Raw genomic sequence first — 22,832 nt, forward strand, 5'->3', positions numbered from 1 at the left:
ATGAAGTTCTAGACTGCCCGGGAAGCCTTGAAGTCGCTGGTTTCCAGTTCGACCGACTGGCCGTGGTTGCGCTCGAGCGTGCGCCGGGCAACGTCCTCGATTTGCACGCGTCCGCCTTCGAAAGCGGAGAGGAGATCGTGCGACGACGTCCCGCTGTTGCCGAAGTGATCGTTGAGCGCATCGAGGGAGACGCTGCACCAGACTTCGCGCCCGTCCACCTTTGCTTCGAAAGCGACACGCGCTGCCGCCACGACATGACGCCGCCCGCTGAACTCTATCGTCATCCTTATCACCTCCTGTTATTCGTTCGGAACACGCTAAGCGCGATCATCGCAGGAACGGTAACCGCCTCCGGCCTCGCGATGGCGAGACTGCGCGCGGCCTGGCGCGCCGCACACCGTCGTCTTGCATGATACGCCCGCCATGCGCGAGGCGGGCGCTACGGTGACTTTGCAATGGCCGTGCCCGGGCGCTAGCGGCAGCAGAGGCAGCCGCCGCGATGCTGCATGCCGTAGCTGCCGGCATCCTCCGCACCGGCGCCGGACGTGCTCGCACTCGCGCCGCCCACGCTCGGCGCGCCGATCGTCACGCGCGCGGCCGTCGCGCTGCATTGCGGGCAAGCCGCGGGTTCGTCGCGCTCGGCAATGCGGCGGGCGGCTTCGAATGCGCCGCACGTCGCGCATTCGTAATCGTAGAAAGGCATGACGTTTTCACTCGAAGAAAGAAGGCCCGATGGCCGCGAAATCAGGACGCGTCCTTGCGCAACATGCGCAGGCGCGCTTCTTCGAGCGACTGGAACTTGCTGTCGGCTTCGTCGTACACCGAGACTTTGCCGCGACCGATGTCGTACACCCAGCCTTGCACCTGCAGCTTGCCGAGCGCGAGCCGCCCCGCGACCGCCGGATGCGTGCGCAGGTGCGTCAACTGCAGCCGGATGTTCTCCTCGACCATCGCGGCGACGATGCGCTCCTGTTCCAGCTTGCGCGCCATCACGACGCTGCGCGCCGCTTCCGCATTGCGCAGCCATGCATGGACGGTCGGCATTTCATCGGCGATGGTCGCGCCCGACGCGAGGCCTTTCATCGCGCCGCAGTCCGAGTGCCCGCAGATCACGATCTGCCGCACGTTGAGCGCGAGCACCGCGTATTCGACGACCGCCGACACGCCGCCGAGCATTTCGCCATATGCCGGCACGATATTGCCGATGTTGCGGCACACGAAAAGCTCGCCGGGGCGCGTCTGCGTGATCATTTCCGGCGACACGCGCGAATCCGCGCAGGTGATGAACAGCGTGTGCGGCGCCTGCTGGCGCGCGAGGCTCTTGAAGAGCGCTTCGCTATCGGGGAACACGAAACGGCTGAAATCGTCGGCGCCTTGCAGCAGATAGAGGAGGTCGCCGGTCTCGGCGCCGTCGCGTTCTTCGCTCATCGTGGATTTGTCGGACATGGTTGTCGCCTTTCTTTTGCGTGGCGGCTCGCGCGCTGCGTGCCGCGTCAAACCGAAAGCTTGCGGAATTTTGAGATGAATCGCAAGTCGGGTGCCGGACTTCAAGACCGAATAGGCAGCCCTAGTACGCAACTAACCGTCTAATTTCGAGTTTTCCGAACCGACACGCTCAAAATCTCGCATTTTTTGGAACGATTCCTTCCGCTAGATTGTCTGCATTGAAAGCAAACAGAAAGGAATCGACATGAAATGTCCCGTATGTCCCGCGACAGACCTGCTGATGACCGTGCGCGAGGGCATCGAAATCGACTATTGCCCGCAATGCCGCGGCGTGTGGCTGGATCGCGGCGAGCTCGATCAGATGATCCGCCGCGCCACGCAGGAGTCGCTCGCCGATGCGCAGGCACAGTCCGCCCGGCGCGACGACTGGCACGAGCGCGATCACGAACGCGAGCGCCGTCCGCATCGTCAGGACGGATATCACTACGGCGACTCGCGCGGCAAGCATGAGCACGGGCGTCGCAAGAAGTCGTTTCTCGGCGATCTGTTCGACTTCGACTGAGCCAACGAGCACGCACCGATTACGTCGACGAATTTTTTTGAGTTTGTTGAAAAGCAGCAGCACGCCGCACGCGCGGATAAAGGGAGAACGGCAAATGGCAACGGTGAAGCAAGTCCTGAAGGCGAAGAGCGAATTGATCGTCCACACGATCGATGCGGAGGCGAGCGTTCACGAAGCCGTCGCGCTGATGTCGCGGGCGGAAGTGGGCGCGCTGGTCGTCATGGTCGGCGATACGGTGTGCGGCATCGTCACGGAGCGTGACTACGCGCGCAAGGTGATCCTGCGGGACAAGGCTTCGCGCACGACGACGGTATGCGAGATCATGACCGCGCCCGTGATGTCCGTGAGCGTCAGAACGACCGCCGACGAATGCATGACGCTGATGACGCAGCACCGCATCCGTCATCTGCCGGTAGTCGAAGGCGGCATGCTCGTCGGCATGATTTCGATCGGCGATCTAGTGCGGCATGTCATCGACGAGCAGCAGTTCGCCATCGACCAGCTCGAAAGCTACGTGCGCGGACCGCGTCCCGAGATGCCGACCTGCGCGCTTACGAAGCGCAGTCCGATTCCGCAGACGCTCGCGGCGCGGTTTGCGTAGGCTGGTTCAGAGCGCGTCGTTCGTGAGGTGTTGGCGCAGCTTGCTTGCGACGTCGTCCCAGTCGCCCAGCCGGCGCGCGCGCACGAGGCGCATCGTTGGATACCACGCGGTGTGATGCGGCTCGCGCTCGTAACGCCATTCGGCGACCTGATTGAGGAGCAGGTAGCAGCGCTTGCCGAGCGCGCCGGCGAGGTGGGTCAGGGCGCCGTCGTTGCCGATGAACGCATCGAGCCGGTCTATGATGCCGATGCTCTGCGCGAGCGTGACGTCGGGGGCGAGCGTCGTGAAGCGTTCGAGGTCGTTGGCGCGCGGGTCGTTCAGCCAGCGTTTGAGCTCGAAGCCGCGCTGCATGATGACCCAGTGGATGTCGCTCGTGCCGTCGAGAAGCGGCGCGAGTTGCGGCAGGGTCATGCTGCGGTTGGCGAAGTTGTTCGCCGACTCGCACGACGACCAGAAGATGCCGACGCAGCGTTTGCCGCGCGCGCGTTGACGGATGTCGTCGACGATCACATCGGCGCAGGAGGGATCGGCCGGCTCGATGTAGCGTTCCGAAGACGCATAGCCGAGCACGGGAAAGAGCGAGGTGAAGAGGGCGAAAGGCTCGGTCCACATCGCGCCGTCGGGCGCGACGGTGAAACCTGCCTCGCGCAGGCGTTGCGCATCGCCGGCCTGCTGGGCCTCGGACATCGAGAGGCGATAGTTCCTGTCCGAGCCGTCGGCAACCGCCAACTGCACGCCGAGCCCCTGGAGCGCGCCGGCGTAGCGCACCCAGTTGACCTGATCGCCGTGCCCCGACGCGATCGACGTCATCGTCATATGGGCCGGCAGGACGCGCTGTCCGCACCAGTAGTGTTCGACGTCGACATGCGGAAACAGCACGCGCCGCGCCTCGTGCGACGACCAGTAGCGATGCATCAGCTCGACGCCATTGGCGATGCCGTCGAGGCGCATTGCGCTGCGTGCCCGATGATGACCGAGCACGTACGCCGAATGCGGATCGACGCCGTCCGCGTTCAGGTCCAGAACGCGCTGGTCCTCGCCGAGGTAGTGCCACCCGTAGACGCGCCAGAGAAAGGCGGCGATCGGCGCCGTATCGGGCTTCATTCTCACGAAATCGATCACGGTGAGCGCGAGTTCCTTCAGTCCGAGATGCGCGCACGCATCGCACAGAGCGTGGAGCTGGAACCCGAAAACGTCCGACTCGCGGGTGATCTGGCAGCAGATGTCGAGCGCGCGCGAAAACTCGCCTGCGCGCATATGCGCGAGCGCGCGCCAGTGCCAGTATTCGGCCATGTGCCCGTCCGCTGCCTCGTGCTCATCGAGAAACTGGAAACATGCCTCGATATCGCCAGCGTAGAGTTTGGGAGCGAGCTGCTGGTAGTCGTCGGTGTTCATGGAAATAAGCGTCGGATTATTCTGCGAGCGGCATTATTGCGTAGGCCTTTGCTACGGGTGGACCGGCGACACGTAGTTCCCACAGAAATTTCAAATTGTTGATCGATGTTTTAAGAAATCGACAATTTTTGAAATGATCGTGCGTGGCTTCGTTTGATTATAGGCTGCGGTGATTTGGCTTTCAGGGCGGTCATTCGGTTGCTAGCGCTTCCAGTCTACTTTTGATCTTAGATCGAAACATCGATAATTTATCTTATGTAAAATTAAAAAAAGCAGCTGAGCCGAGGTCCGGTGTCGAGTCTGATTCACCCCATCTCCCCAGCTCGATCCAGCAGAAACACCCGCTCACGCGCGTTCTTCGTCAGCGACGCCGCGCGCTCGAACTCCGCGCGCGCCTCACGCCTGCGGCCGAGCTTCGCCAGCAAATCCGCGCGCACGCTCGGCAGCCAGTGATAGTTCCTGAGCGCGGGCGCGTCCGACAACGCATCGACGATCGGCAGCGCGGCTTCCGGCCCGTACGCCATGCTCACCGCGACCGCGCGATTCAGTTCGACCACCGGCGTCGGCGCGGTCTGCATCAGCGCGTCGTAGAGCGCGACGATCATCGGCCAGTCGGTGTCGCCGGCGCTCGGCGCGCGCGCATGGCACGCCGCGAGCGCCGCCTGCAGCGCGTACACGCCGCGCGCGCCGCCCAACGCTTCCGAGCGTTTCAGCGCCGCCAGCCCGCGCCGGATCAGCAGCGGGTCCCAGCGGCTGCGGTCCTGGTCCGGCAGCAGCACCGGCCGACCTTCCCGGTCGACGCGCGCCTTCATGCGCGACGCCTGGATTTCCATCAGCGCGACGAGCCCGTGGACTTCGCTCTCATCCGGCGTCAGTTCGGCGAGGATACGCCCGAGCCGCAACGCGTCTTCACACAAGCCCGGACGCATCCAGTCGTCGCCGGCCGTCGCCGAATAGCCTTCGTTGAAGATCAGATAGATGACTTCGAGCACCGAGCCGAGCCGCGCCGCGCGCGCGTCAGCTTTCGGCACCTCGAACGGCACGCGGGCCGCCGACAGCGTGCGCTTCGCCCGCACGATGCGCTGCGCGATGGTCGGCTCCGGCACCAGAAACGCGCGCGCGATCTCGTCGGTCGTGAGACCGCCGATCAGACGCAGCGTCAGCGCGGCGCGCGCATCGACGGACAGCACCGGATGGCACGCCGTGAAAATGAGCCGCAGCAGATCGTCGCCGATGTCGTCCTCGCGCGCGGCGTCGAGCGCATCGACGAAATCGGGCGTGATGTGCGCTTCCTGCGCGTCGAGGTCGCGGCCGTATTCCTCGTGCTTGCGCGCGTGCAGCGCGTGCTGCCGCAGCCGGTCGAGCGCCTTGTTCTTCGCTGTCGTCATGAGCCACGCTCCCGGCTTTTCGGGCACGCCCACGCCCGGTTGGCTCCAGTGTTCCAGTGCGGCGACGAACGCGTCCTGCGCCAGTTCCTCGGCGAGCGCGACATCGCGCACGACGCGCGCCACGCTCGCGATCACCTTCGCGGACTCGATGCGCCATACCGCGTCGATGGCGCGCCGCGCGGCATCGTCCGCCGTATCGTTGCGCTGGGCGCGCCCGCTCACGCCGCTTCCGGATTCATGTGCACGAGTTCCCAGATATGACCGTCGAGATCCTCGAAGCCGTGGCCGTACATGAAGCCGTGATCCTGCGGCTCGCGCGGCGCGCGTCCGCCCGCGGCGAGGGCCTTCGCGACCAGTTCGTCCACTTCCGCCCTGCTCTCGCACGACAGGCACACGAGCGTTTCAGTGCTCGCGTGGGCGTCGGCGATCGGCTTCTCCGTGAAGGTCTGGAAAAACTTTTCGACGAGCAGCATCGCGTAGATGTTTTCGCCGATGACGAGGCACGCGGCGTCGTCGTTCGTGAAGTTCGGGTTGAAGCTCAGCCCCAGTGCCTTGAAGAAAGTCATCGAACGCTTGAGGTCGCGAACCGGAAGGTTCACGAAGATCTGTTTGTGCATGACAAGGGTCTCCGGGTTGGATCGTCAGGCGGCATCGCAGCCGTTACATGCACGACGATCCGCGCGTGTGAAAATCGACACGAACTTCGCGAATACTTCACAAATAACACGGCCCGACCTTGCGGACTTCGATGGTGCACCACTTCGCCGCCGGGCATTCCGCCGCGATCGCGACGGCTTGCGCATGCGTTTCGCAATCGAGGAGAAAGAAGCCGCCGATCATCTCCTTCGCTTCGGCGAACGGGCCGTCGATGACGCGCGCATCGCCATCGACGCTCGTGACGCGCGCCGCGTCCTTTTGCGAGGTCAGCGATTCGACTGCGCGCAACACGCCGCGCGCCTTCAGCCCTTCGGCAAACTCCCCCATTTTGCGATACGCCTCGCGCCCCTCTTCCTGCGTGCGCTGGCCGCGCTGTTCGACCGGTTCCACGACGAGTAACAGATAAGCCACGACGAGCCTCCGAAAGTTATCGATGGCGTCCAAGTTAAACCGTCGCGGGCGCATCGGCAAGGGCCGCCCTGCGCCGTCTTTTTGCATCGCGTCCCTATCTCGATATTGACAAGCGCCAGCGCGCCACACGATACTGCGACACATGCACGCAGCCATCCTTTTCTCCATCGCCGCGATTAAAAACCGTATGAACGCCATGTGTGGCGGGTCATCGGGACAGCGTGTGCGCTAGCGAAACAGGCAAGCAGACAGATTCCGAAGGCCCCGCCGCAAGACGGGGCCTTCTTGTTTTTGCGTGCAAGGTTTCCGTCTTCGGCTCACATCATGGAGAGCAGAGATGGAAGAGGTATCGCAAGTTTGCGCGGGTCATGGCGTCGGCCACGGCGTGGCGTCGGGGCGCCTGAGCACATCAGGCGCATCGGGCGCGCGCGTCGTGGTCTATGTCGAAGTGCATCCGCATCAGATGGTGTCCTGGCGTCTCACGCGCGACGCCGAACTGCGCGTGGCCGATGCGCCCGGATGTGCCCTCTGGCTCACGCGCCATCGCGACCCGTACGACTACTGGATGAAGCCTGGCGATGTCGTGAGGCTGTCGCGCGGCGAGCGCGTGTGGCTGTCGTCCGCAAGCGATGCGGCGCTCGAAGTGTCGCTCACGTCTTATCGCGCCGCGCAGCGCGGCTTGCTGCTGCGCTGGCTTGCGAGGTACTGGCCACGCATCGCCGGCCGGCATGCCAACGCGCTCTGACGATGCAACCGCTCACGGCTCCACGCAACGGAAGTTCGCCGCGAGGTTGATACTGCCCTTGCCCATGTAGCGCGGATAGTTCGGATAACGGCATATCGGCCGCGTGCGTCCGTTGGTGGCGGGCGCGATGTCGCTGCCGATAAGCGTCTCGGGTCCGACGCCGTTGCTCACCCATTCGTCGAGCGCGCCGAGTTCGTCCCATGCGGGAATGAACACGCCGTTGCCATGCTGGAAGCCCGGCACCATGTAAAGCCGCATGAACGAGTCGACGGTGTCCTGGCCGTATCGGTCGATGAGTCCGCGATAGAACGCGATCGTCTGGTTCGGGCTGATGACTTCGTCGGCGAGGCCGTGCATCGCGATGAGCTTGCCGCCGTGCGCGATGAACGCGGAGAAATCCGGGTTCATCGCGCCGACGGTGTACGCGAGCGTGATGAGGCGCTGTTTGAAGCGGCCGGGATTGTCGAGGTCGAACGTGAGCGCGCTGAAGCCGAGATCGCGCGTGACGAAGTGACGGACATACGCGTCGCCTTGCGCGAACAGATAGCCGTTCGCGGCGAAGGTCGGCGGAGTGAGCAGTACCGGTGAGTCGCCGAGTCCGAGCGTGCCCGAGAAGTCGACGCCCTGAAAGACGTTGTAGCCCGGATAGCTATCGACGCCGTACGCGAGCGGGTACGGCAACGTGACGCCGTCGCGCAAGGTCTGGAGCGTGTCGATCTGCGCGTCCGACAGACAACTGTCGCGCAAGGACGGACGCTGCCCGTTCGCGCAACGCAGCGACGCGATGATCTGCGGCTCCAGCTTCCTGCACGCTTCGACGTTGCTGACGATTCCGTCCGCCGCGCCGTCGAGCCGGTCGCATTCGTGCACGACGGTCTCGAACACGCGCCGCTGCTGCGCGACGCCGACGAAACCGCCCGGCTTCGCATACGACGCCTGCCCGACCTTCACGCCCATCAGCCGCACGCCGGAGAAATTGATCGCGGGCGCGTTGGCGATCACGCCGTCGTAGTCGTTCGGAAAGCGCTCGATCACGGTGAAGCCTTCGCGTCCGCCCGTCGAGCCGCCCGCGAAGTAGGTTTTTTCGGGCGTGCGTCCGTAGCCCATCTGAATCAGCGCGAGCGCGACATCGCGCGTTTTCTTCAGATGCCCGAAGCCGAAATTGACGATGGCTTCGTCGTTGCCCGCGAAGTCCGCGCGCCCCGCGTTGCCGACGTGACCCGAATCCGAGCCGAAAGTCGCGTAGCCGCGCGCGAGCGGCGTGGAGTCCGGCGCGAAAGGCATCGGTTCGGTGCCGGAGACGATCGTGCCGTTGTAGCCGCCACCGCCCATCTGCAGGGCGCGGCCGTTCCAGCGGCTCGGCAGGTTCACTTCGAAGCGGATGTCGGGCGTCGAATCCTGCAGCGCCTTGATGAAGCCGGTGATGCGGCAATACTCGCCGTTGCGGTTGCCGGGCGCGGCCGCCTTCACGACCCAGGCCGAGACGATCGTCGCGCCGCGCGTCGGCAGCCCGATGATCGACGCGGGCACTATTTTGCCTTCGAGGTCGTCGCAGTGCTTCGTCACGTACGCGGCCGCGTGGGCGCCCGAAAACGGCGCGAGCGCCATCACGCAGACGAGCGCCGCGCAGCGAAACAGACCGGAGAAGGAATGGGAAAAGAAGCGGAACACGTCCTGGAAGCGGCTACTTCAAACGCCGCACAATATATAAGAACAGATTGTCGATAGCCATTCGGGTCTACCGGTCGTTGCAGCCACACAACCGGCTTCCCTGCCCTCGCGGGCGCGCGTTCCCGGCGTCATTCCCCGTCCCATTCGCCGCGCAGGTCGCTGTTTTCGAGAAGCTGAAGCAAGGTTTCGGCCGGACGGCTCAGATGTTTCGCGCCGAACGCGATGAATTCCACTTCGGGCAATTCCGGCAGTTCGGCGCGATTCACGGGCGGCGCCAGTCCGCGCGCGGCCAGAAAATGCGAACGCACGGTCAGTCCGAGCCCGCCGCGCGCCGCGGCGATGCAGCCCGCGTGGCTGCTGCTGGTGCAGACCATCTGCCAGCTCGCGCCGGACATCGCCAGCGAATCGAGCACGACGCCACGCGTGACGCTCGGCTCCGAGACGAGAATGAGCGGCAGCGGTCCGCTCGTATCGACGATGGTGCCGGGCTTCGCGAGCCATTCGAGCCGTCCGGAAAAAAGCCGCATGCCGCGCGCGTCGCCCAGACGCCGCTTGCCGACCGCGAGATCGAGTTCTCCGGCATCGACCATCTGGTACAGCCGCCCGGTCATGCCGATGGTGATTTCCAGCTCGACGTCCGGATGGGTGTCGCGAAATGCCGCGAGCACGCTCGGCAGCGGCCCGAGCGCGATATCGTCCGACGAACCGAGCCGCACGCGCCCGCGCAGACGCGGCGAGCTGAACTGCGATTGCGCATGCGCCATCGCTTCGAGGATCACGCGGGCGTGGACCAGCATGGCTTCGCCGTCGGCGGTGAGCGCGAGCGAATGCGTGTCGCGCACGAAAAGCCGCCGCCCGACGCTCTCTTCCAGACGCCGGATATGTTCGGACACGCTCGATTGCCGAAGCCCGAGCTGGCGTCCCGCGTCGGTGAAGCTGTGCGACGCGGCCACCGTCGCGAAAGTGTGCAACCAGACTGGATTGAGCATGCGCCATTGTGAACGGAAAAGGCGATGACAGTCAATGTGGTTAGCGGTCTTCCCGATGACCTGCCAAGTCACTAAGATTTCACAATGCGCGGCGGAAACCGGTTTCAAACGGCTTTCGATGACTTCCAATATTCCGCGCCTCAAGCACGTTGCCCCATCACATGACCAGACAGACCTCGCACACGGCGCTCCTTTGGATCGTCGCCGTGGGTTTTTTCATGCAGGCGCTCGACACGACGATCGTGAACACGGCGCTGCCCTCCATCGCGCGCAGTCTGGACGCCGCGCCGCTCGCGATGCAGTCGATCGTGGTCGCCTACACGCTCACGATGGCGCTGTTCACGCCCGCGTCCGGCTGGCTCGCCGACCGCTTCGGCACGCGCCGCGTCTATCTGGTCTCCATCTCGTTGTTCGTGATCGGCTCGCTCGCCTGCGCGAACGCGCACTCGCTCAACCAGCTCGTGCTCGCGCGCGTGCTGCAAGGCATCGGTGGTTCGATGCTGCTGCCGATCGGGCGTCTCGCCGTGTTGCGCGCCGTCTCGGGCGAAGCCTACGTTTCCGCGCTCGCGATGATTTCCGTCGCCGGCCAGGTCGGCCCGATTCTCGGCCCGACGCTCGGTGGCTGGTTCGTCGAGTCGTTTTCGTGGCACTGGATCTTTCTGATCAATGTGCCGATTGGCGCGGTCGGCCTCTATGCGGTGCAGCGCTTCCTGCCGAACGATACGCTGCACGACGCGCCGCCGTTCGATTTCGTCGGCTGCGGATTGCTGTCGATGTGCATGGTGTCGTTCTCGCTCGCGCTCGATTCGCCGGTAGAGACGCATCGCGGCGCGGTGTCCGCCGCGCTCTTCGCGCTCGCGGCGGTGTCGGCATTCGCGTATGTGCCGTACGCGCGGCGCAAGCGCAATCCGCTCTTTCATCTCGCGCTTTTTCACGAGCCGAACTTCAGCGTCGGACTGATCGGCAATCTGCTGTGCCGCATCGGTTCGAGCGCGGTGCCGTTTCTGCTGCCGCTGCTGATGCAGCTCGAACTCGGCTACAGCCCGCTGCATTCGGGGCTGATGATGCTGCCGATCGCCATCGCCGGCACCATCAGCAAGCGCTGGATCGCGCAACTCGTGAAGCGCTACGGCTACGACATGTTCCTGCTCGTGAACACGGCGCTGGTGGGTGCGTCGATCGTCGCGTTCGCGCTGTTCTCGCCCACGTTGCCGCTCGCTGTCGAGATCGCGATTCTCGTCGTATTCGGCGCGTGCAATTCGATGCAGTTCGCCGCGATGAACAGCGTCACGCTGAAAGGCCTCTCGATCAAGGACGCGGGCAGCGGCAACAGCCTCTTCTCGATGGTTCAGATGCTCGCGATCGGCCTCGGCGTATCGATCGGCGGCTCGCTCGTGCAAGTGTTCCAGGGCCCGTTCTCGACCTCGACCGGCTTTCGCCTGAGCTTCGTGTGCATGGGCGTGGTGACGCTGCTGTCGGGCGTCGTGTTCCGCTATCTCGATGACGCGCCGCGCGGCGCCGCGCCGGCCCGCGTCGGCACGTCCTGACGCTTGCGGCTATTCTGTCGGTCCGATCGAACCGTTTTCTTTCTGGAGCGCAACCGTGCAATACCGCAAATTCGGCAATACCGGTCTCACCGTTTCGCGTCTCACGCTCGGCACGATGACGTTCGGCCTGCAGACCGAGGAAGACGTGTCGCGCAGCATCATGGACCGCGCGGCCGACGCGGGCGTCAATTTCATCGATACGGCGAACGTCTATCCGCTCGGCAGCGGGCACGATCTCGCCGGCCGCACCGAGGAAATCGTCGGGCGCTGGCTCAAGGGGCGTCGCGACGACTACATTCTCGCGACAAAGGCGGGGCATGAAATGGGGCCGCTCGCGTGGCACAAGGGCGCATCGAGAAAACATCTGCTCGACGCCATCGACGCATCGCTCAAACGCCTCGACACCGATTACGTCGACCTGTACCAGCTCCACACCGACGACCGCGACACGCCGCTCGACGAAACGCTCGAAGCGCTCGATATCATCGTGCGGCAGGGCAAGGCGCGTTATATCGGCGTGTCGAACTTTCTGGCGTATCGGCTTGCGCGCGCGCTCGGGCGCTCGGACGTGCTGCGCGCCGCGCGTTTCGTATCGGTGCAGCCGCGTTACAACCTGCTGTTCCGGCAGATCGAACGCGAACTGCTGCCGCTCGCGACCGAGGAAAATCTCGCCGTGATTCCGTACAACCCGCTCGCGGGCGGATTACTGACAGGCAAGCACCGCTACGATGCCGGTCCGAGCGAAGGCCGCTTTACCGGCGCGGTCGGCAAGGCGGGCGTGACGTACACGGAGCGCTACTGGCACGAACGGGAGTTTCACACCATCGAGCAGATCAACCAGATCGTCGCGCCGACGGGACGTTCGCTCGCGAGCACGGCGCTCGCGTGGGTGCTGGCGAATCCGGCGGTGACGTCGGCGATCATCGGCGCGAGCCGGCCGGATCAGTTGAACGAGACGCTCGCGGCCGTCGATCAGCCGATCGATCCGGAAATCAAGGCGAAGCTCGACGAGGCGACGCTCGAATATCGTTTCGGCGACGCCTTGCGCTGATCCTTGCGTCAGACGCGGGCCGCGCGCGCCCGAAAGAAGCCTTCGAGCGAATAGATCGCGAGCGCGGTCCAGATCGCGCCATAACCGATCAGTTGATCGTGGCCGAAGAACTCCTGATAGATGACTACGCCGATCAGCAGTTGCAGCGTCGGCGTGATGTACTGGATGAGGCCGAGCATCGATAGCGGAATGCGCCGCGCGCCGGCCGCGAACAGCAGCAGCGGCACGGCGGTCACAGGCCCGGCCGCCGCGAGCAGCAGCTTCACGCCGAGCGACGCGTGCGCGAAGCCGCTGCCGCCATGCGAGTTCAGGAAGAACAGATAGAGCAGCGCGACCGGACACAGCAGCATGGTTTCGAGCGTGAGCCCTTCCAGCGCGCCGAGCGACGCGGTCTTGCGCAAGAGGCCGTAACCGCCGAAGGTCAGCGCGAGCGCGAGGCTGATCCACGGCGGCGCACCGTTCACCCAGGTCAGCCACAGGACGCCGAGCGCGGCGATCGTCACCGCGATCCATTGCAGCGGCCGCAGCCGCTCGTGCAGGAACGCCATTCCGAACAGCACGTTGATGAGCGGATTGATGAAGTAGCCGAGACTCGCCTCGACGATGCGCCCGTCGTTCACCGCCCAGATATAGATGCCCCAGTTCGCCGACAGCAGCACGGCGCTCGCCGCAAAGCGCGCGAGCAGGCGTCGGTCGCGCAGAACCGGCCCGAGCCACTTCCATTGATGGCGCACGGTCAGCACGATCAGCAGGAAGGCCATCGACCACGCCATGCGATGCGCGAGCATCTCGACCGCGCCGATCGAATGCAGGGCCTTGAAGTAGATCGGGAAAAGGCCCCAGATGGCAAAGGCCGCGAATGCGTAGACGACGCCTGGATTCATTGTTCGATGCGTAGAGCGGAAATGGTTTCCCGGCTGGCCGGAAGCGATCCGCAAGGAATGGAAGCCGGATTTTAGTCGACGCGCGGGGTCAGGCTCCAGCGGCGCGCGAACCCTTGGAGAGATTCTTGCTCGAACCCGGAGCGCGAAAGCCGTTCGACGGCCGTGCTAGCATGGCCCGCCTCGCGCGAACGTATCTCGCTTTCTGCCCGCCCTACCGGTCGATAATGGATAACCACACCGTACATCAGAATTTCTTTCACATCCTGTTGTTCGTCGTCACGCTCGCGCTCGCGTGGGTGCTGCTGCCGTTTTTCGGCGCGATCTTCTGGGGTGCGATTCTCGCGATTCTGTTTCAGCCGATGCAGCGCTATCTCGCCGCGCGCTTCGGCAAGCGCCGCAACCTCGCCGCGCTGACGACGCTGGCCGCTGCGATTCTCATCGTCATCATTCCGCTGGCGGTCGTCGCGGTGACGCTGGTGCAGGAAATCGCCCTCGTTTATGCGCGCATCAAGAGCGGCGAGCTGAACTTCGGACTGTACTTTCAGCATGTGCTACATGCGCTGCCGGTATCGGTTCAGCAACTGCTCGGGCGTTTCGGGCTCGACGATATCCCCGGCATACAGCACAAGCTGATGGAAGGCGCTTCGCAGATCAGTCAGTTTGCAGCGACGCAGGCGCTGTCGATCGGACAGAACACGTTTCAGTTCGTCGTCAGTTTCGGCGTAATGCTGTATCTCGTGTTCTTTCTGCTGCGCGATGGCGGCGAGATCGGCCGGCGCATCCGGCGCGCGATTCCGCTCGATGCGGAGCCCAAGCAACATCTGATCGTGAAGTTCACCACGGTGGTGCGCGCGACGGTCAAGGGGAATATCGCCGTCGCGGCGGTGCAGGGGTTTCTCGGCGGGATGATTTTCTGGATTCTGGGCATCGGCGGCTCGCTGCTGTGGGGCGTGCTGATGGCGTTTCTTTCGCTGCTGCCCGCGGTTGGCGCGGCGATCGTCTGGGTACCCGCGGCGCTTTATTTCTTCATGACGGGAGCGATTTTCAAGGGGCTGATTCTCGTCGTGTTCTGCGTGGTGGTGATCGGGCTCGTGGATAACGTGCTGCGGCCGATTCTCGTCGGCAAGGATACGAAAATGCCCGATTGGGTCGTGCTGATTTCCACGCTCGGCGGGATGGCGTTGTTCGGGATCAACGGGTTTGTGATCGGGCCGCTGGTGGCGGCGCTTTTTATGGCGAGCTGGGATTTGTTTTCGCAGGATCAGGCGAGTGCGTAGTGTGTGTTCGCCTGTCGTCTGCTTGTTGTCTATTTCGCGGCAACCTAGACGCAGCGGCGCGTAACTGTTCGGCGCGGTTGTCATTCAGTTCGGCGACGCATGCGAACCGCTGAATTTCATGAGCGTTCCCAGCCCCACCACCGCTGAGCGACGCCGAGAATTTGCATTGAGCGCTACGGTATTGAGCGAATGCTCTGTTCGAATTGGCGAAATCGGTTTTGGCCGCACGGACGTATTTATCATCTTCGTCCCATTTGGCGAGTGCGCTGGTCGTATTGCTTTCGGCGCGCGTCAGTGCTTGTTGGCTTTCGTCAGCCTTCTTGGCTAGACAGTCCCGCATGCCTGCTTGAGAAAACTCACTGCATTCTTCGCGCAAGGCATGATTTGTGGGAGCCGCGAGGACGACTGTCGAGAAGCAAAGCGCTGCAAAGGTTGCAGAGACGTTATTCATTCCCCTCGAAAACGGGTTGTTGGTGTCGGCTCTGTTCATGGCGAGTTGACATTCGTTCTCACAGGATCAGACGACCACGTAGCGGGTGTTCGCCTGCCGTCTGATTGCCGTCTATTTGGTATGTAGTTCGGACGCAGCGTCGTGCAACTGTTCGGCGCGGTTGCCGTTCAGTTCGGCAACGCATGCGAACCGCCGGATCTCGAGCGCATTGCCAATCGCGCCACCGCCGAGCGAACGGAAGAAGCCGCACTGTGCTTCGCGATATCGAGCGAATGCTTTGTTCGACTTGGCGAGATTGGCTTTGGCGGCTCGGATATACTTATCGTCTTCGTTCCATTGCGTGAGTGCGCCGACCGCATAATTTTCGGCACGTGTGAGTGCTTGTTGGCTTTCGTCGGCTTTCTTGGCTAGACATTCCCGCATTTCTCCCTGAGAAAACTCGCTGCATTCTTCGCGCAAGGAACGATTCGTAGGGGCCGCAAGGACGGTTGTCGAGAAGCAGATAATTGCCAAGCCTGCAGAGACCTTATTCATTGCCCCTCCATTGGCGAATAAATCAAATCCAATACAAATTGGAGTTTGTTCGCGTAGTTGGGATCGCCGCCTCCGTTATAGAAATTCGCTATAGACGTCGGTGAGATGTGCTGCCAGCCCGTGATGACTCTTTGTATCGACGCTTTCTGGTATTTCAATACCTGCCCGGGACGCAGAACACTTACGGTCGGATTCAAGCGCTTCATTACCTCGACCGTGCTTCCTTGTGTTTTGGCAATCTTTTCAAGGCTATCGCCCACTTTGACCGTAACATCATAAACTGCCGAGTCGGTGTTCAATACGCTCTGATGCTTGAAATTGGCCATACGCATGAGTAAGTAGCCAATGCCAGCACGAATGTTATGAGCAGGAGTCGATCGAACCGACGCGATCGTGAGACGCCCCCGCCACATCGGAGGTACGATCAAATCACCGCCCTCTTTACCTGAAAGAAACGACGTCAATCCTGGGTCGTTACCTACCCCGATCTGCATTGGCTTGGTCTGCCAAGACGGGTTGTTTGCGTTGGACTCAACCCACACCATCGCCTTGATTATGCGCCAGTCCAGGAAGAAGTAACCTGACTCACCAAAAAGATGGTGGTTATACTCACTGACAGCCGTCTGGATTTCACTATCCCAACTATTCCAATTTTTATCTCTCGTCGCAACTCTTCTTTCTTCTTTCCAAATTTCGAGCTTATTTTTTATTTGTTCTTCAACGGCCATTTTCGCCTCTTTAGCTAATTCGTTGGTTTAATTCTTGACAATATTGATCAGTACCGCGCACTAATTCTCACTTGTTTGTCTGCGCGTGTCTGCACGATTTCTCTTATTTTTTGAGCGAAAACGCCAAAACAGAATTTTCTGCGACAGAATGAGCCCAACGAGAACCACCAATAAAAAAACCGGCCCACGAGGAGCCGGTTCAACTTGCCTTCAACGAAACAAACCCTACCGCGTATTCGGCGCCACATACCGGCAATCAAACCGCTTCCTCACCGTCCCATTCTCATCGACGCTTTCCAGATAAACATCGAATTGCCACAAGCGCGCCATATGCTTGAGCACTTCGTCGCTATCGTTCGCGAGATGGCGGTTATCGGTCATGAAGTGGCGCAGCGTCAGACTCCGATCACCGCGCGTATTCACCGAATACACCTGAATATTCGGCTCGCGATGATGAATGTCATACTGCCGCGACAACGCCTGACGCACATACCGATACCCGCTGCCGTCATGAATCGCCGACACTTCCAGCGCGTCGCGCATGTCGTCGTCGAGAATCGAGAATAGACGCATCTCGCGAATCAGGTGCGGCGACAAATATTGCGCGATGAAACTCTCATCCTTGAAATTACGCATCGCGTAATGCAGGGACTCCAGCCAGTCGCTGCCCGCAAGTTCCGGGAACCATTCGCGGTCTTCGTCCGTCGGGTTTTCGCAGATGCGGCGAATATCGCTCATCATCGAAAAGCCGAGCGCGTACGGGTTGATGCCGCTGTAATACGGCTTCGTCACCGGCGGCTGATACACGACATTCGAATGCGAATGCAGAAACTCCATCATGAAGCTGTCTTCGAGACGGCCTTCGTTGTAGAGCGTATTCAGCAGCGTGTAATGCCAGAACGTCGCCCAACCTTCGTTCATGACCTGCGTCTGCCGCTGCGGATAAAAATACTGGCCGACCTTGCGCACGATACGAATGACCTCGCGCTCCCACGGCTCCAGCAACGGCGCGTTCTTCTCCGCGAAGTACAACAGATTTTCCTGCGGCTCCGGCGGATAGCGGCTCTCGGCTTCTTCCGCGGTCGGCTCCTTGCCCTTCGGCAGCGTGCGCCACAGTTCGTTGACCTGCGATTGCAGATACGCTTCACGTTCGCGCCGCATCGCGGCTTCCTTCGCCAGCGACAGCTTCTGCGGCCGCTTATAGCGATCGACGCCGTAATTCATCAGCGCGTGACACGAATCGAGCAGTTCCTCCACGCGGTCCAGACCATATCGCTCCTCGCACTCGGCGATGTAATTCTTCGCATAGACGAGGTAATCGATGATCGCGTGCGCGTCCGTCCACAGACGAAACAGATAGTTGCCCTTGAAAAACGAATTGTGCCCGTACGCCGCGTGGGCGATCACGAGCGCCTGCATCGTCATGGTGTTCTCTTCCATGAGATACGCGATGCAGGGATTCGAGTTGATCACGATTTCGTACGCGAGGCCCATCTGCCCGCGCCGATAGCCTTTCTCCGTCGCGAGAAAGTGCTTGCCGAACGACCAGTGCCGATAGTTCACCGGCATGCCGACGGAAGCATACGCATCCATCATCTGCTCGGAGCTGATGATCTCGAGCTGGATGGGATAAGTGTCGAGCCCATAGCGATTCGCGACGCGAGAAATCTCGGCGTCGTATTCCTCGATCAGCTCGACCGTCCAGTCAGACGGGCACGGCAATGGCCGCCGCTTCTCTGCAACATTCATTCTGCCTTCCTCGTGCGCCTCTTCCATTTCTGCGGACGCCTTGCGTTGTCCCGCTTCGGGACCGAGCCGGGAAGCGGCACGATCGTCCGTGCTTTCCAGCTGATACCCCCGCGTTTCGTTTTGCAAATGCCCGCTCGTCATGCGGCCGCCTGCTGCTTTTCGAACAGCTCACGGAATACCGGGTAGATGTCCGCAGCCGAATCGACTTTCTTCATCGCCAGTTCGGGCGCGCCCATGGCAAGCTGAGCATACTCCAGCCAGAGATTCTGCTCTTCCGGCGCTACTTGAATATAGGCAAAATACCGGACCTTCGGCAGGATGTCGTCCGACAGCAGCTTGCGACACTTCGGGGAATCGTCCGTCCAGTTGTCGCCATCGGATGCCTGCGCGCCGTAAATGTTCCATTCAGTCGGCGAATAGCGCTCGTCCATGATCTTCTTCATGAGTTCGAGCGCGCTCGAAACGACCGTACCGCCGCTTTCCGTCGAATGGAAGAAGGTGTCTTCGTCCACTTCTTCGGCGCGCGTATGGTGCCGGATGAAAACGACTTCGATCTTTTCGTAGTTGCGTTGAAGGAACAGGTACAGGAGGATGAAGAAACGCTTGGACAAGTCCTTGCGCTGCTCGTCCATCGAGCCTGAAACGTCCATCAGGCAGAACATCACCGCCTTGCTCGATGGCGTGGGCTGCTTCACGCGATTGATATAGCGCAGATCGAACGGATCGATGAACGGAATGCGCGTGATGCGGCCCTGCATGATTACGATGTCTGCTTCGAGCCGCGCGATCTCTTCCGGCTCGGCGCCCTCTTCCTTCAACTGTTCGAGCTGGCGTTCCATTTCGCGCAATTGCGACGCGAGCGGCCAGCCCAGCGCGATGCGACGCCCGAGCGCGCTGCGCAGCGATCTCACCACATCGATATTGTTCGGCGTGCCTTCCGCCGCCCAGCCCGCGCGCACGTTCTTCCACGTCGGCACGGCCAGCAGCTGGGTCTTCACGAGGCGAGGCAGTTCGAGATCGTCGAAGAAATACTGCATGAATTCTTCGCGCGAGAGTTCGAAGACGAAATCATCCTGCCCTTCGCCCTCGTTGCTGGCGCTCTTGCCGCCGCCGCCCGCGCCGCCCGGCGGACGCGGAATCTTGTCGCCGCGAATGTAATCGGCGTTGCCCGGATGGACGTACTCGCGCTTGCCGCCCGGTCCGTGACGGAACGACGGTTCGGAGATGTCCTTCTTGGGAATGGTGATGCTTTGCGTGCTTTGAATGTCTTTGATGCTGCGATCACGCACCGCGTCGGAAACCGCGCGGCGAATGTAACTCTTGACGCGTCGCAGGAAGCGTTCGCGGTTGGCGATGCTCTTGTTCTTGCCGGCTAACCTGCGGTCGATGATTTGGTGCAGCACATCCAGTCTCCCGCGTTATTGGCGAGGTTGAGAGGCGCTGCGCGAGCCAACGGCGGTGCGCGGCGTCTTTCGTCTCGCAAAGTGTCCATCGGACCACCCGGTCGCAATCCGCACGCCTGAGCGGTATGGACATGCTAACTATCGCTTTGCGCGGGACCGGAGCGAGCGCCAAAGCGCTCACTCCCGTCGATTCCCTACTCTACATCACGACGACTTGCGTACGCGCAGATACCAGTCGCACAGCAGGCGCACCTGCTTCGGCGTGTAGCCCTTCGCGACCATGCGATTGACGAAGTCCTCGTGCTTGCGTTGCTCTTCGGCCGAACCCTTTGCGTTGAACGAAATCACCGGCAGAAGTTCTTCGGTGTTGGAGAACATCTTCTTCTCGATCACCACGCGCAGCTTTTCGTAGCTGATCCACGCGGGGTTCTTGCCGCCGTTGGCCGCACGCGCGCGCAACACGAAGTTCACGATCTCATTGCGGAAATCCTTCGGGTTGCTGATGCCCGCGGGCTTCTCGATCTTCTCCAGCTCGGCGTTCAATGCCGCGCGGTCGAAGCTCTCGCCGGTGTCGTGATCGCGGAACTCCTGGTCCTGAATCCAGAAATCGGCGTACGTCACATAGCGGTCGAAGATGTTTTGTCCATACTCCGAATACGACTCCAGATAAGCGGTCTGAATCTCCTTGCCGATGAACTCCGCATAGCGCGAAGCCAGCACGTCCTTGATGAACGAGAGATACTTCTGCTCCGTTTCCGGCGGGAACTGCTCGCGCTCGATCTGCTGTTCGAGCACGTACATCAGATGCACCGGGTTGGCGGCGACCTCGCTCGAATCGAAGTTGAAGACGCGCGACAGGATCTTGAACGCGAAGCGCGTGGAGACGCCCGTCATGCCTTCGTCGACACCCGCGTAATCGCGATACTCCTGATACGACTTCGCCTTCGGGTCCGTGTCCTTCAGGTTCTCGCCATCGTAGACCTGCATCTTCGAGAACAGGCTCGAGTTCTCAGGTTCGTGCAGCCGCGTGAGCACGGCCATCTGCGCCATCATCTTGAGCGTGCCCGGTGCGCATACCGCCTCGGCAAGAGACGAATTGCGCAGCAGCTTCTCGTAGATCTTGATCTCTTCGCCGTAGCGCAGGCAGTACGGCACCTTCACGACGAAGATACGATCGAGCAGTGCTTCGTTGTTCTTGTTGTTGCGGAACGCCTTCCACTCCGACTCGTTCGAGTGCGCGAGGATGACGCCGTCGAACGGAATCGCGCCGAAGCCTTCCGTGCCCTTGAAGTTGCCTTCCTGGGTCGCGGTCAGCAGCGGGTGCAGCACCTTGATCGGCGCCTTGAACATTTCGACGAATTCCAGCAGGCCCTGATTGGCGAGGCACAGGCCACCGGAATAGCTGTATGCGTCCGCGTCGTCCTGCGAATAGGTTTCGAGCTTGCGGATGTCCACCTTGCCGACGAGCGACGAGATGTCCTGATTGTTCTCGTCACCCGGTTCCGTCTTCGCGATGCCGATCTGGCGAAGGATCGACGGATAGCGGCGCACCACGCGGAACTTGCGGATGTCGCCGTTGTATTCATGCAGGCGCTTGACGGCCCACGGCGAGAGGATGCTCTTGAGGTAGCGGCGCGGAATACCGTACTGCTCTTCGAGCACCGGGCCGTCCTCGTCGTAATCGAAGAGGCCGAGCGGCGATTCGTTGACGGGCGAGCCCTTGAGCGAATAGAACGGCACGCGCTCCATGAGCTGCTTCAGCCGTTCGGCGATCGACGACTTGCCGCCGCCCACCGGACCCAGCAGATAAAGAATCTGCTTCTTTTCTTCCAGACCCTGCGCCGCGTGCCGGAAGTACGACACGACGTTCTCGATCACGTCCTCCATGCCGTAGAACTCGCGGAACGCCGGGTACACCTTGATGTTCTTGTTTGCAAACACACGCGATAAACGCGGGTCGAGGCGAGTGTCGACCATCTCCGGTTCCCCGATGGCCGTCAACATGCGTTCGCCCGCTGTTGCGTATGTGGCCGGATCTTCTTTGCAGAGCGCGAGATACTCTTCGAGCGAGAATTCCTCCTCGCGGGTTTTTTCGAAGCGGGTCGCGAAACTGCTGTAGATATCCATGCTACCTCCTCGCCTAAGTCAGAAAGCTATGCCGTGCGCAACGCGCGTAATCGAAACGACATCGCTTGAAATCATCCTAAACCCTTTCGAATTTTTTTTCACGCACTTGCGTTGTTCATTTGCTTCGAAGAATTCCTAGCTTGGTGAGTTATTTTCGTTCACCTACAATCCTCATCCCAATGTCGCTATCCTCTTGCTCGACATCGTTCCTGCCTGTTCGTTGCCGCGCGCTCGCCGCTACATATCCACTGGTCTTGTCCGCCAATGCGACGTAGATCACGCTCGCGTGTTCCCGTATAGAAGGATGCATCCATACGTTCGCCCGCGGTCATGAAATGCAATTACCTCGACGCGCAGCATCATCAATAACCGTTCCCGATGTATGGTGTTTCCGTCATCATGCGAGCACCAGTTCCAGTTCGCCGATGCGATCGATCGCGCCATGCAGCATCGCCGGTCCGTCGACGCGAACCGCGCCTGTGTAGGAGCCTGTGGTGATCGTCCAGAAGGGCTCGACGGTCAAACCCATGCGCGAACAATGGTTGACGAGCCACGGCAGCAATTCGCGCGGATCGCCCGCCGGATTGCCGAGCGCGGCCGGCGCGATCGACACGCCATCGAGCGTGAATTCCAGGCGCGGCGTGAGAAAGTCGAAGCCCGGCGCGATCACGTCGTAAGGCTCCATGCCCGACACGACGAGCGCGCCGTTGTTCTGCGAATCCGCAAGCTGGGCAAGCGGATCGAGATTGGGCCACTGCGCGAAACGGCTGTCGACCACTTCGAGCGCGACCGCGACGCCGCCGATCGCATCGAACACTTCCTCGCGTGTGTAAGGATCGTGCCGCGCGGGCAGCGCGTAGGCGAAGCGAAACGCGATCTCGAGTTCCACCAGCACGCGAAAGAACGATTCGAAGGGCAGCCGCGCGGGCGAAGCATGAACCAGCGTGGCGTCGATCGGCGCGCCCGTGGCGAGCGCGTCGGGCGCGCGCGCGCCGATCTTCCATGCGCCGATGCGCCCATCCGACTCCCTCAGCATCTCGTGCTGGATCGCGTAGGCGGTGGGTGCATCGGCCGGAATGTCGGCGGGCTCCAGCACGTCGATCAGTTGATGCCGGCGGCGGGCGTCCGCGAGTTTCGCGGCGAGTGTCGATCCGGTCATGTTCATATCCTCGAGTGAACGGTGACGCATATCCCCCAGTGTACGGGTTACCGGATC

General features: G+C 61.8%; 23 protein-coding genes. 6 read left to right on the top strand and 17 right to left on the bottom strand.

From position 1 onward, the window contains the following. Nucleotides 1-8: 8 nt before the first annotated feature. The 3 genes from AWB80_RS18290 to AWB80_RS18300 form a co-directional block, all read right to left on the bottom strand. Entirely contained in the window at nucleotides 9-284 is a 276-nt protein-coding gene (locus tag AWB80_RS18290) for a DUF1488 family protein (protein WP_061176081.1), read from the bottom strand. Nucleotides 285-472: 188 nt separating this feature from the next. After that, a complete protein-coding gene (locus AWB80_RS18295; RefSeq protein WP_061176082.1) occupies nucleotides 473-703 on the bottom strand; it encodes an FmdB family zinc ribbon protein in 231 nt (76 codons plus the stop codon). Nucleotides 704-744: 41 nt separating this feature from the next. Beyond that, complete coding sequence (locus tag AWB80_RS18300) at nucleotides 745-1,446, bottom strand: carbonic anhydrase (protein WP_061176228.1); 702 nt, start codon at nucleotides 1,444-1,446, stop codon at nucleotides 745-747. Between the two features lie 244 nt (nucleotides 1,447-1,690). Between AWB80_RS18300 and AWB80_RS18305 the strand changes: the two genes are divergently transcribed. Next, on the top strand, nucleotides 1,691-2,008 hold the full coding sequence (locus AWB80_RS18305) for a TFIIB-type zinc ribbon-containing protein (RefSeq protein WP_061176083.1): 318 nt from the start codon (nucleotides 1,691-1,693) through the stop codon (nucleotides 2,006-2,008). A gap of 94 nt (nucleotides 2,009-2,102) precedes the next feature. Continuing rightward, nucleotides 2,103-2,609: a CBS domain-containing protein gene (locus AWB80_RS18310; protein ID WP_061176084.1), complete on the top strand. Its 507-nt coding sequence runs from the start codon at nucleotides 2,103-2,105 to the stop codon at nucleotides 2,607-2,609. Nucleotides 2,610-2,615: 6 nt separating this feature from the next. Here AWB80_RS18310 and AWB80_RS18315 read toward each other — a convergent pair whose 3' ends face one another. From AWB80_RS18315 to AWB80_RS18330, 4 genes are all read right to left on the bottom strand, one after another. Next, complete coding sequence (locus AWB80_RS18315) at nucleotides 2,616-4,004, bottom strand: glycosyltransferase family 9 protein (protein WP_061176085.1); 1,389 nt, start codon at nucleotides 4,002-4,004, stop codon at nucleotides 2,616-2,618. A 305-nt stretch (nucleotides 4,005-4,309) separates the two neighbouring features. Then, entirely contained in the window at nucleotides 4,310-5,614 is a 1,305-nt protein-coding gene (locus AWB80_RS18320) for an RNA polymerase sigma factor (RefSeq protein ID WP_061176086.1), read from the bottom strand. Next, complete coding sequence (locus AWB80_RS18325) at nucleotides 5,611-6,009, bottom strand: VOC family protein (protein ID WP_061176087.1); 399 nt, start codon at nucleotides 6,007-6,009, stop codon at nucleotides 5,611-5,613. Before AWB80_RS18325 ends, AWB80_RS18320 begins: the two co-directional genes overlap by 4 nt. Nucleotides 6,010-6,106: 97 nt before the next feature. Then, nucleotides 6,107-6,460 carry a YciI family protein gene (locus AWB80_RS18330; protein WP_061176088.1) on the bottom strand — a complete coding sequence of 118 codons (354 nt, stop codon included), beginning with the start codon at nucleotides 6,458-6,460 and terminating at the stop codon, nucleotides 6,107-6,109. A 337-nt stretch (nucleotides 6,461-6,797) separates the two neighbouring features. Here AWB80_RS18330 and AWB80_RS18335 point away from each other — a divergent pair, with 337 nt between their 5' ends. Next, nucleotides 6,798-7,205: a DUF2917 domain-containing protein gene (locus AWB80_RS18335; protein WP_061176089.1), complete on the top strand. Its 408-nt coding sequence runs from the start codon at nucleotides 6,798-6,800 to the stop codon at nucleotides 7,203-7,205. Nucleotides 7,206-7,217: 12 nt separating this feature from the next. On the opposite strand, the gene AWB80_RS18340 is transcribed toward AWB80_RS18335, so the two are convergent. Further along, nucleotides 7,218-8,813, bottom strand: a complete 1,596-nt coding sequence (locus AWB80_RS18340) for a tannase/feruloyl esterase family alpha/beta hydrolase (RefSeq protein WP_244206590.1) — start codon at nucleotides 8,811-8,813, stop codon at nucleotides 7,218-7,220. Between the two features lie 191 nt (nucleotides 8,814-9,004). Then, entirely contained in the window at nucleotides 9,005-9,865 is an 861-nt protein-coding gene (locus AWB80_RS18345; protein WP_061176090.1) for a LysR family transcriptional regulator, read from the bottom strand. 161 nt (nucleotides 9,866-10,026) lie between these two features. Here AWB80_RS18345 and AWB80_RS18350 point away from each other — a divergent pair, with 161 nt between their 5' ends. Both AWB80_RS18350 and AWB80_RS18355 read left to right on the top strand, forming a co-directional pair. After that, complete coding sequence (locus AWB80_RS18350; protein WP_061176091.1) at nucleotides 10,027-11,412, top strand: DHA2 family efflux MFS transporter permease subunit; 1,386 nt, start codon at nucleotides 10,027-10,029, stop codon at nucleotides 11,410-11,412. Between the two features lie 55 nt (nucleotides 11,413-11,467). Further along, entirely contained in the window at nucleotides 11,468-12,463 is a 996-nt protein-coding gene (locus AWB80_RS18355; RefSeq protein WP_061176230.1) for an aldo/keto reductase, read from the top strand. 8 nt (nucleotides 12,464-12,471) lie between these two features. Here the strand turns inward: AWB80_RS18355 and rarD are convergent, their stop codons facing one another. After that, nucleotides 12,472-13,347, bottom strand: coding sequence for an EamA family transporter RarD (rarD, locus tag AWB80_RS18360; RefSeq protein ID WP_061176092.1), 876 nt, complete (start codon nucleotides 13,345-13,347; stop codon nucleotides 12,472-12,474). 224 nt (nucleotides 13,348-13,571) lie between these two features. On the opposite strand from rarD, the gene AWB80_RS18365 reads away from it, so the two are divergent. Next, nucleotides 13,572-14,624, top strand: coding sequence for an AI-2E family transporter (locus tag AWB80_RS18365; protein WP_061176093.1), 1,053 nt, complete (start codon nucleotides 13,572-13,574; stop codon nucleotides 14,622-14,624). Here the strand turns inward: AWB80_RS18365 and AWB80_RS18370 are convergent. The 7 genes from AWB80_RS18370 to AWB80_RS18400 all read right to left on the bottom strand — a co-directional run bounded on the left by AWB80_RS18370 (nucleotide 14,578) and on the right by AWB80_RS18400 (nucleotide 22,775). After that, complete coding sequence (locus tag AWB80_RS18370; protein WP_244206586.1) at nucleotides 14,578-15,114, bottom strand: lysozyme inhibitor LprI family protein; 537 nt, start codon at nucleotides 15,112-15,114, stop codon at nucleotides 14,578-14,580. The two genes, AWB80_RS18365 and AWB80_RS18370, sit on opposite strands and share 47 nt — an antisense overlap. A 72-nt stretch (nucleotides 15,115-15,186) precedes the next feature. Next, entirely contained in the window at nucleotides 15,187-15,609 is a 423-nt protein-coding gene (locus AWB80_RS18375; protein ID WP_061176094.1) for a lysozyme inhibitor LprI family protein, read from the bottom strand. Further along, the gene (locus tag AWB80_RS18380; protein ID WP_061176095.1) at nucleotides 15,606-16,337 is read right to left on the bottom strand and encodes a LysM peptidoglycan-binding domain-containing protein; all 732 of its coding nucleotides are present in this window, start codon (nucleotides 16,335-16,337) and stop codon (nucleotides 15,606-15,608) included. Before AWB80_RS18380 ends, AWB80_RS18375 begins: the two co-directional genes overlap by 4 nt. 225 nt (nucleotides 16,338-16,562) lie before the next feature. After that, entirely contained in the window at nucleotides 16,563-18,227 is a 1,665-nt protein-coding gene (locus AWB80_RS18385) for a SpoVR family protein (RefSeq protein WP_061176096.1), read from the bottom strand. Next, nucleotides 18,224-19,489 carry a YeaH/YhbH family protein gene (locus tag AWB80_RS18390; protein ID WP_061176097.1) on the bottom strand — a complete coding sequence of 422 codons (1,266 nt, stop codon included), beginning with the start codon at nucleotides 19,487-19,489 and terminating at the stop codon, nucleotides 18,224-18,226. Before AWB80_RS18390 ends, AWB80_RS18385 begins: the two co-directional genes overlap by 4 nt. A gap of 204 nt (nucleotides 19,490-19,693) precedes the next feature. After that, nucleotides 19,694-21,616, bottom strand: coding sequence for a PrkA family serine protein kinase (locus tag AWB80_RS18395; RefSeq protein WP_061176098.1), 1,923 nt, complete (start codon nucleotides 21,614-21,616; stop codon nucleotides 19,694-19,696). Nucleotides 21,617-22,013: 397 nt separating this feature from the next. Beyond that, the gene (locus AWB80_RS18400) at nucleotides 22,014-22,775 is read right to left on the bottom strand and encodes a hydratase (RefSeq protein WP_061176231.1); all 762 of its coding nucleotides are present in this window, start codon (nucleotides 22,773-22,775) and stop codon (nucleotides 22,014-22,016) included. Nucleotides 22,776-22,832: the final 57 nt, after the last annotated feature.

This window comes from Caballeronia pedi, assembly GCF_001544915.2.
Classification (GTDB): domain Bacteria; phylum Pseudomonadota; class Gammaproteobacteria; order Burkholderiales; family Burkholderiaceae; genus Caballeronia; species Caballeronia pedi.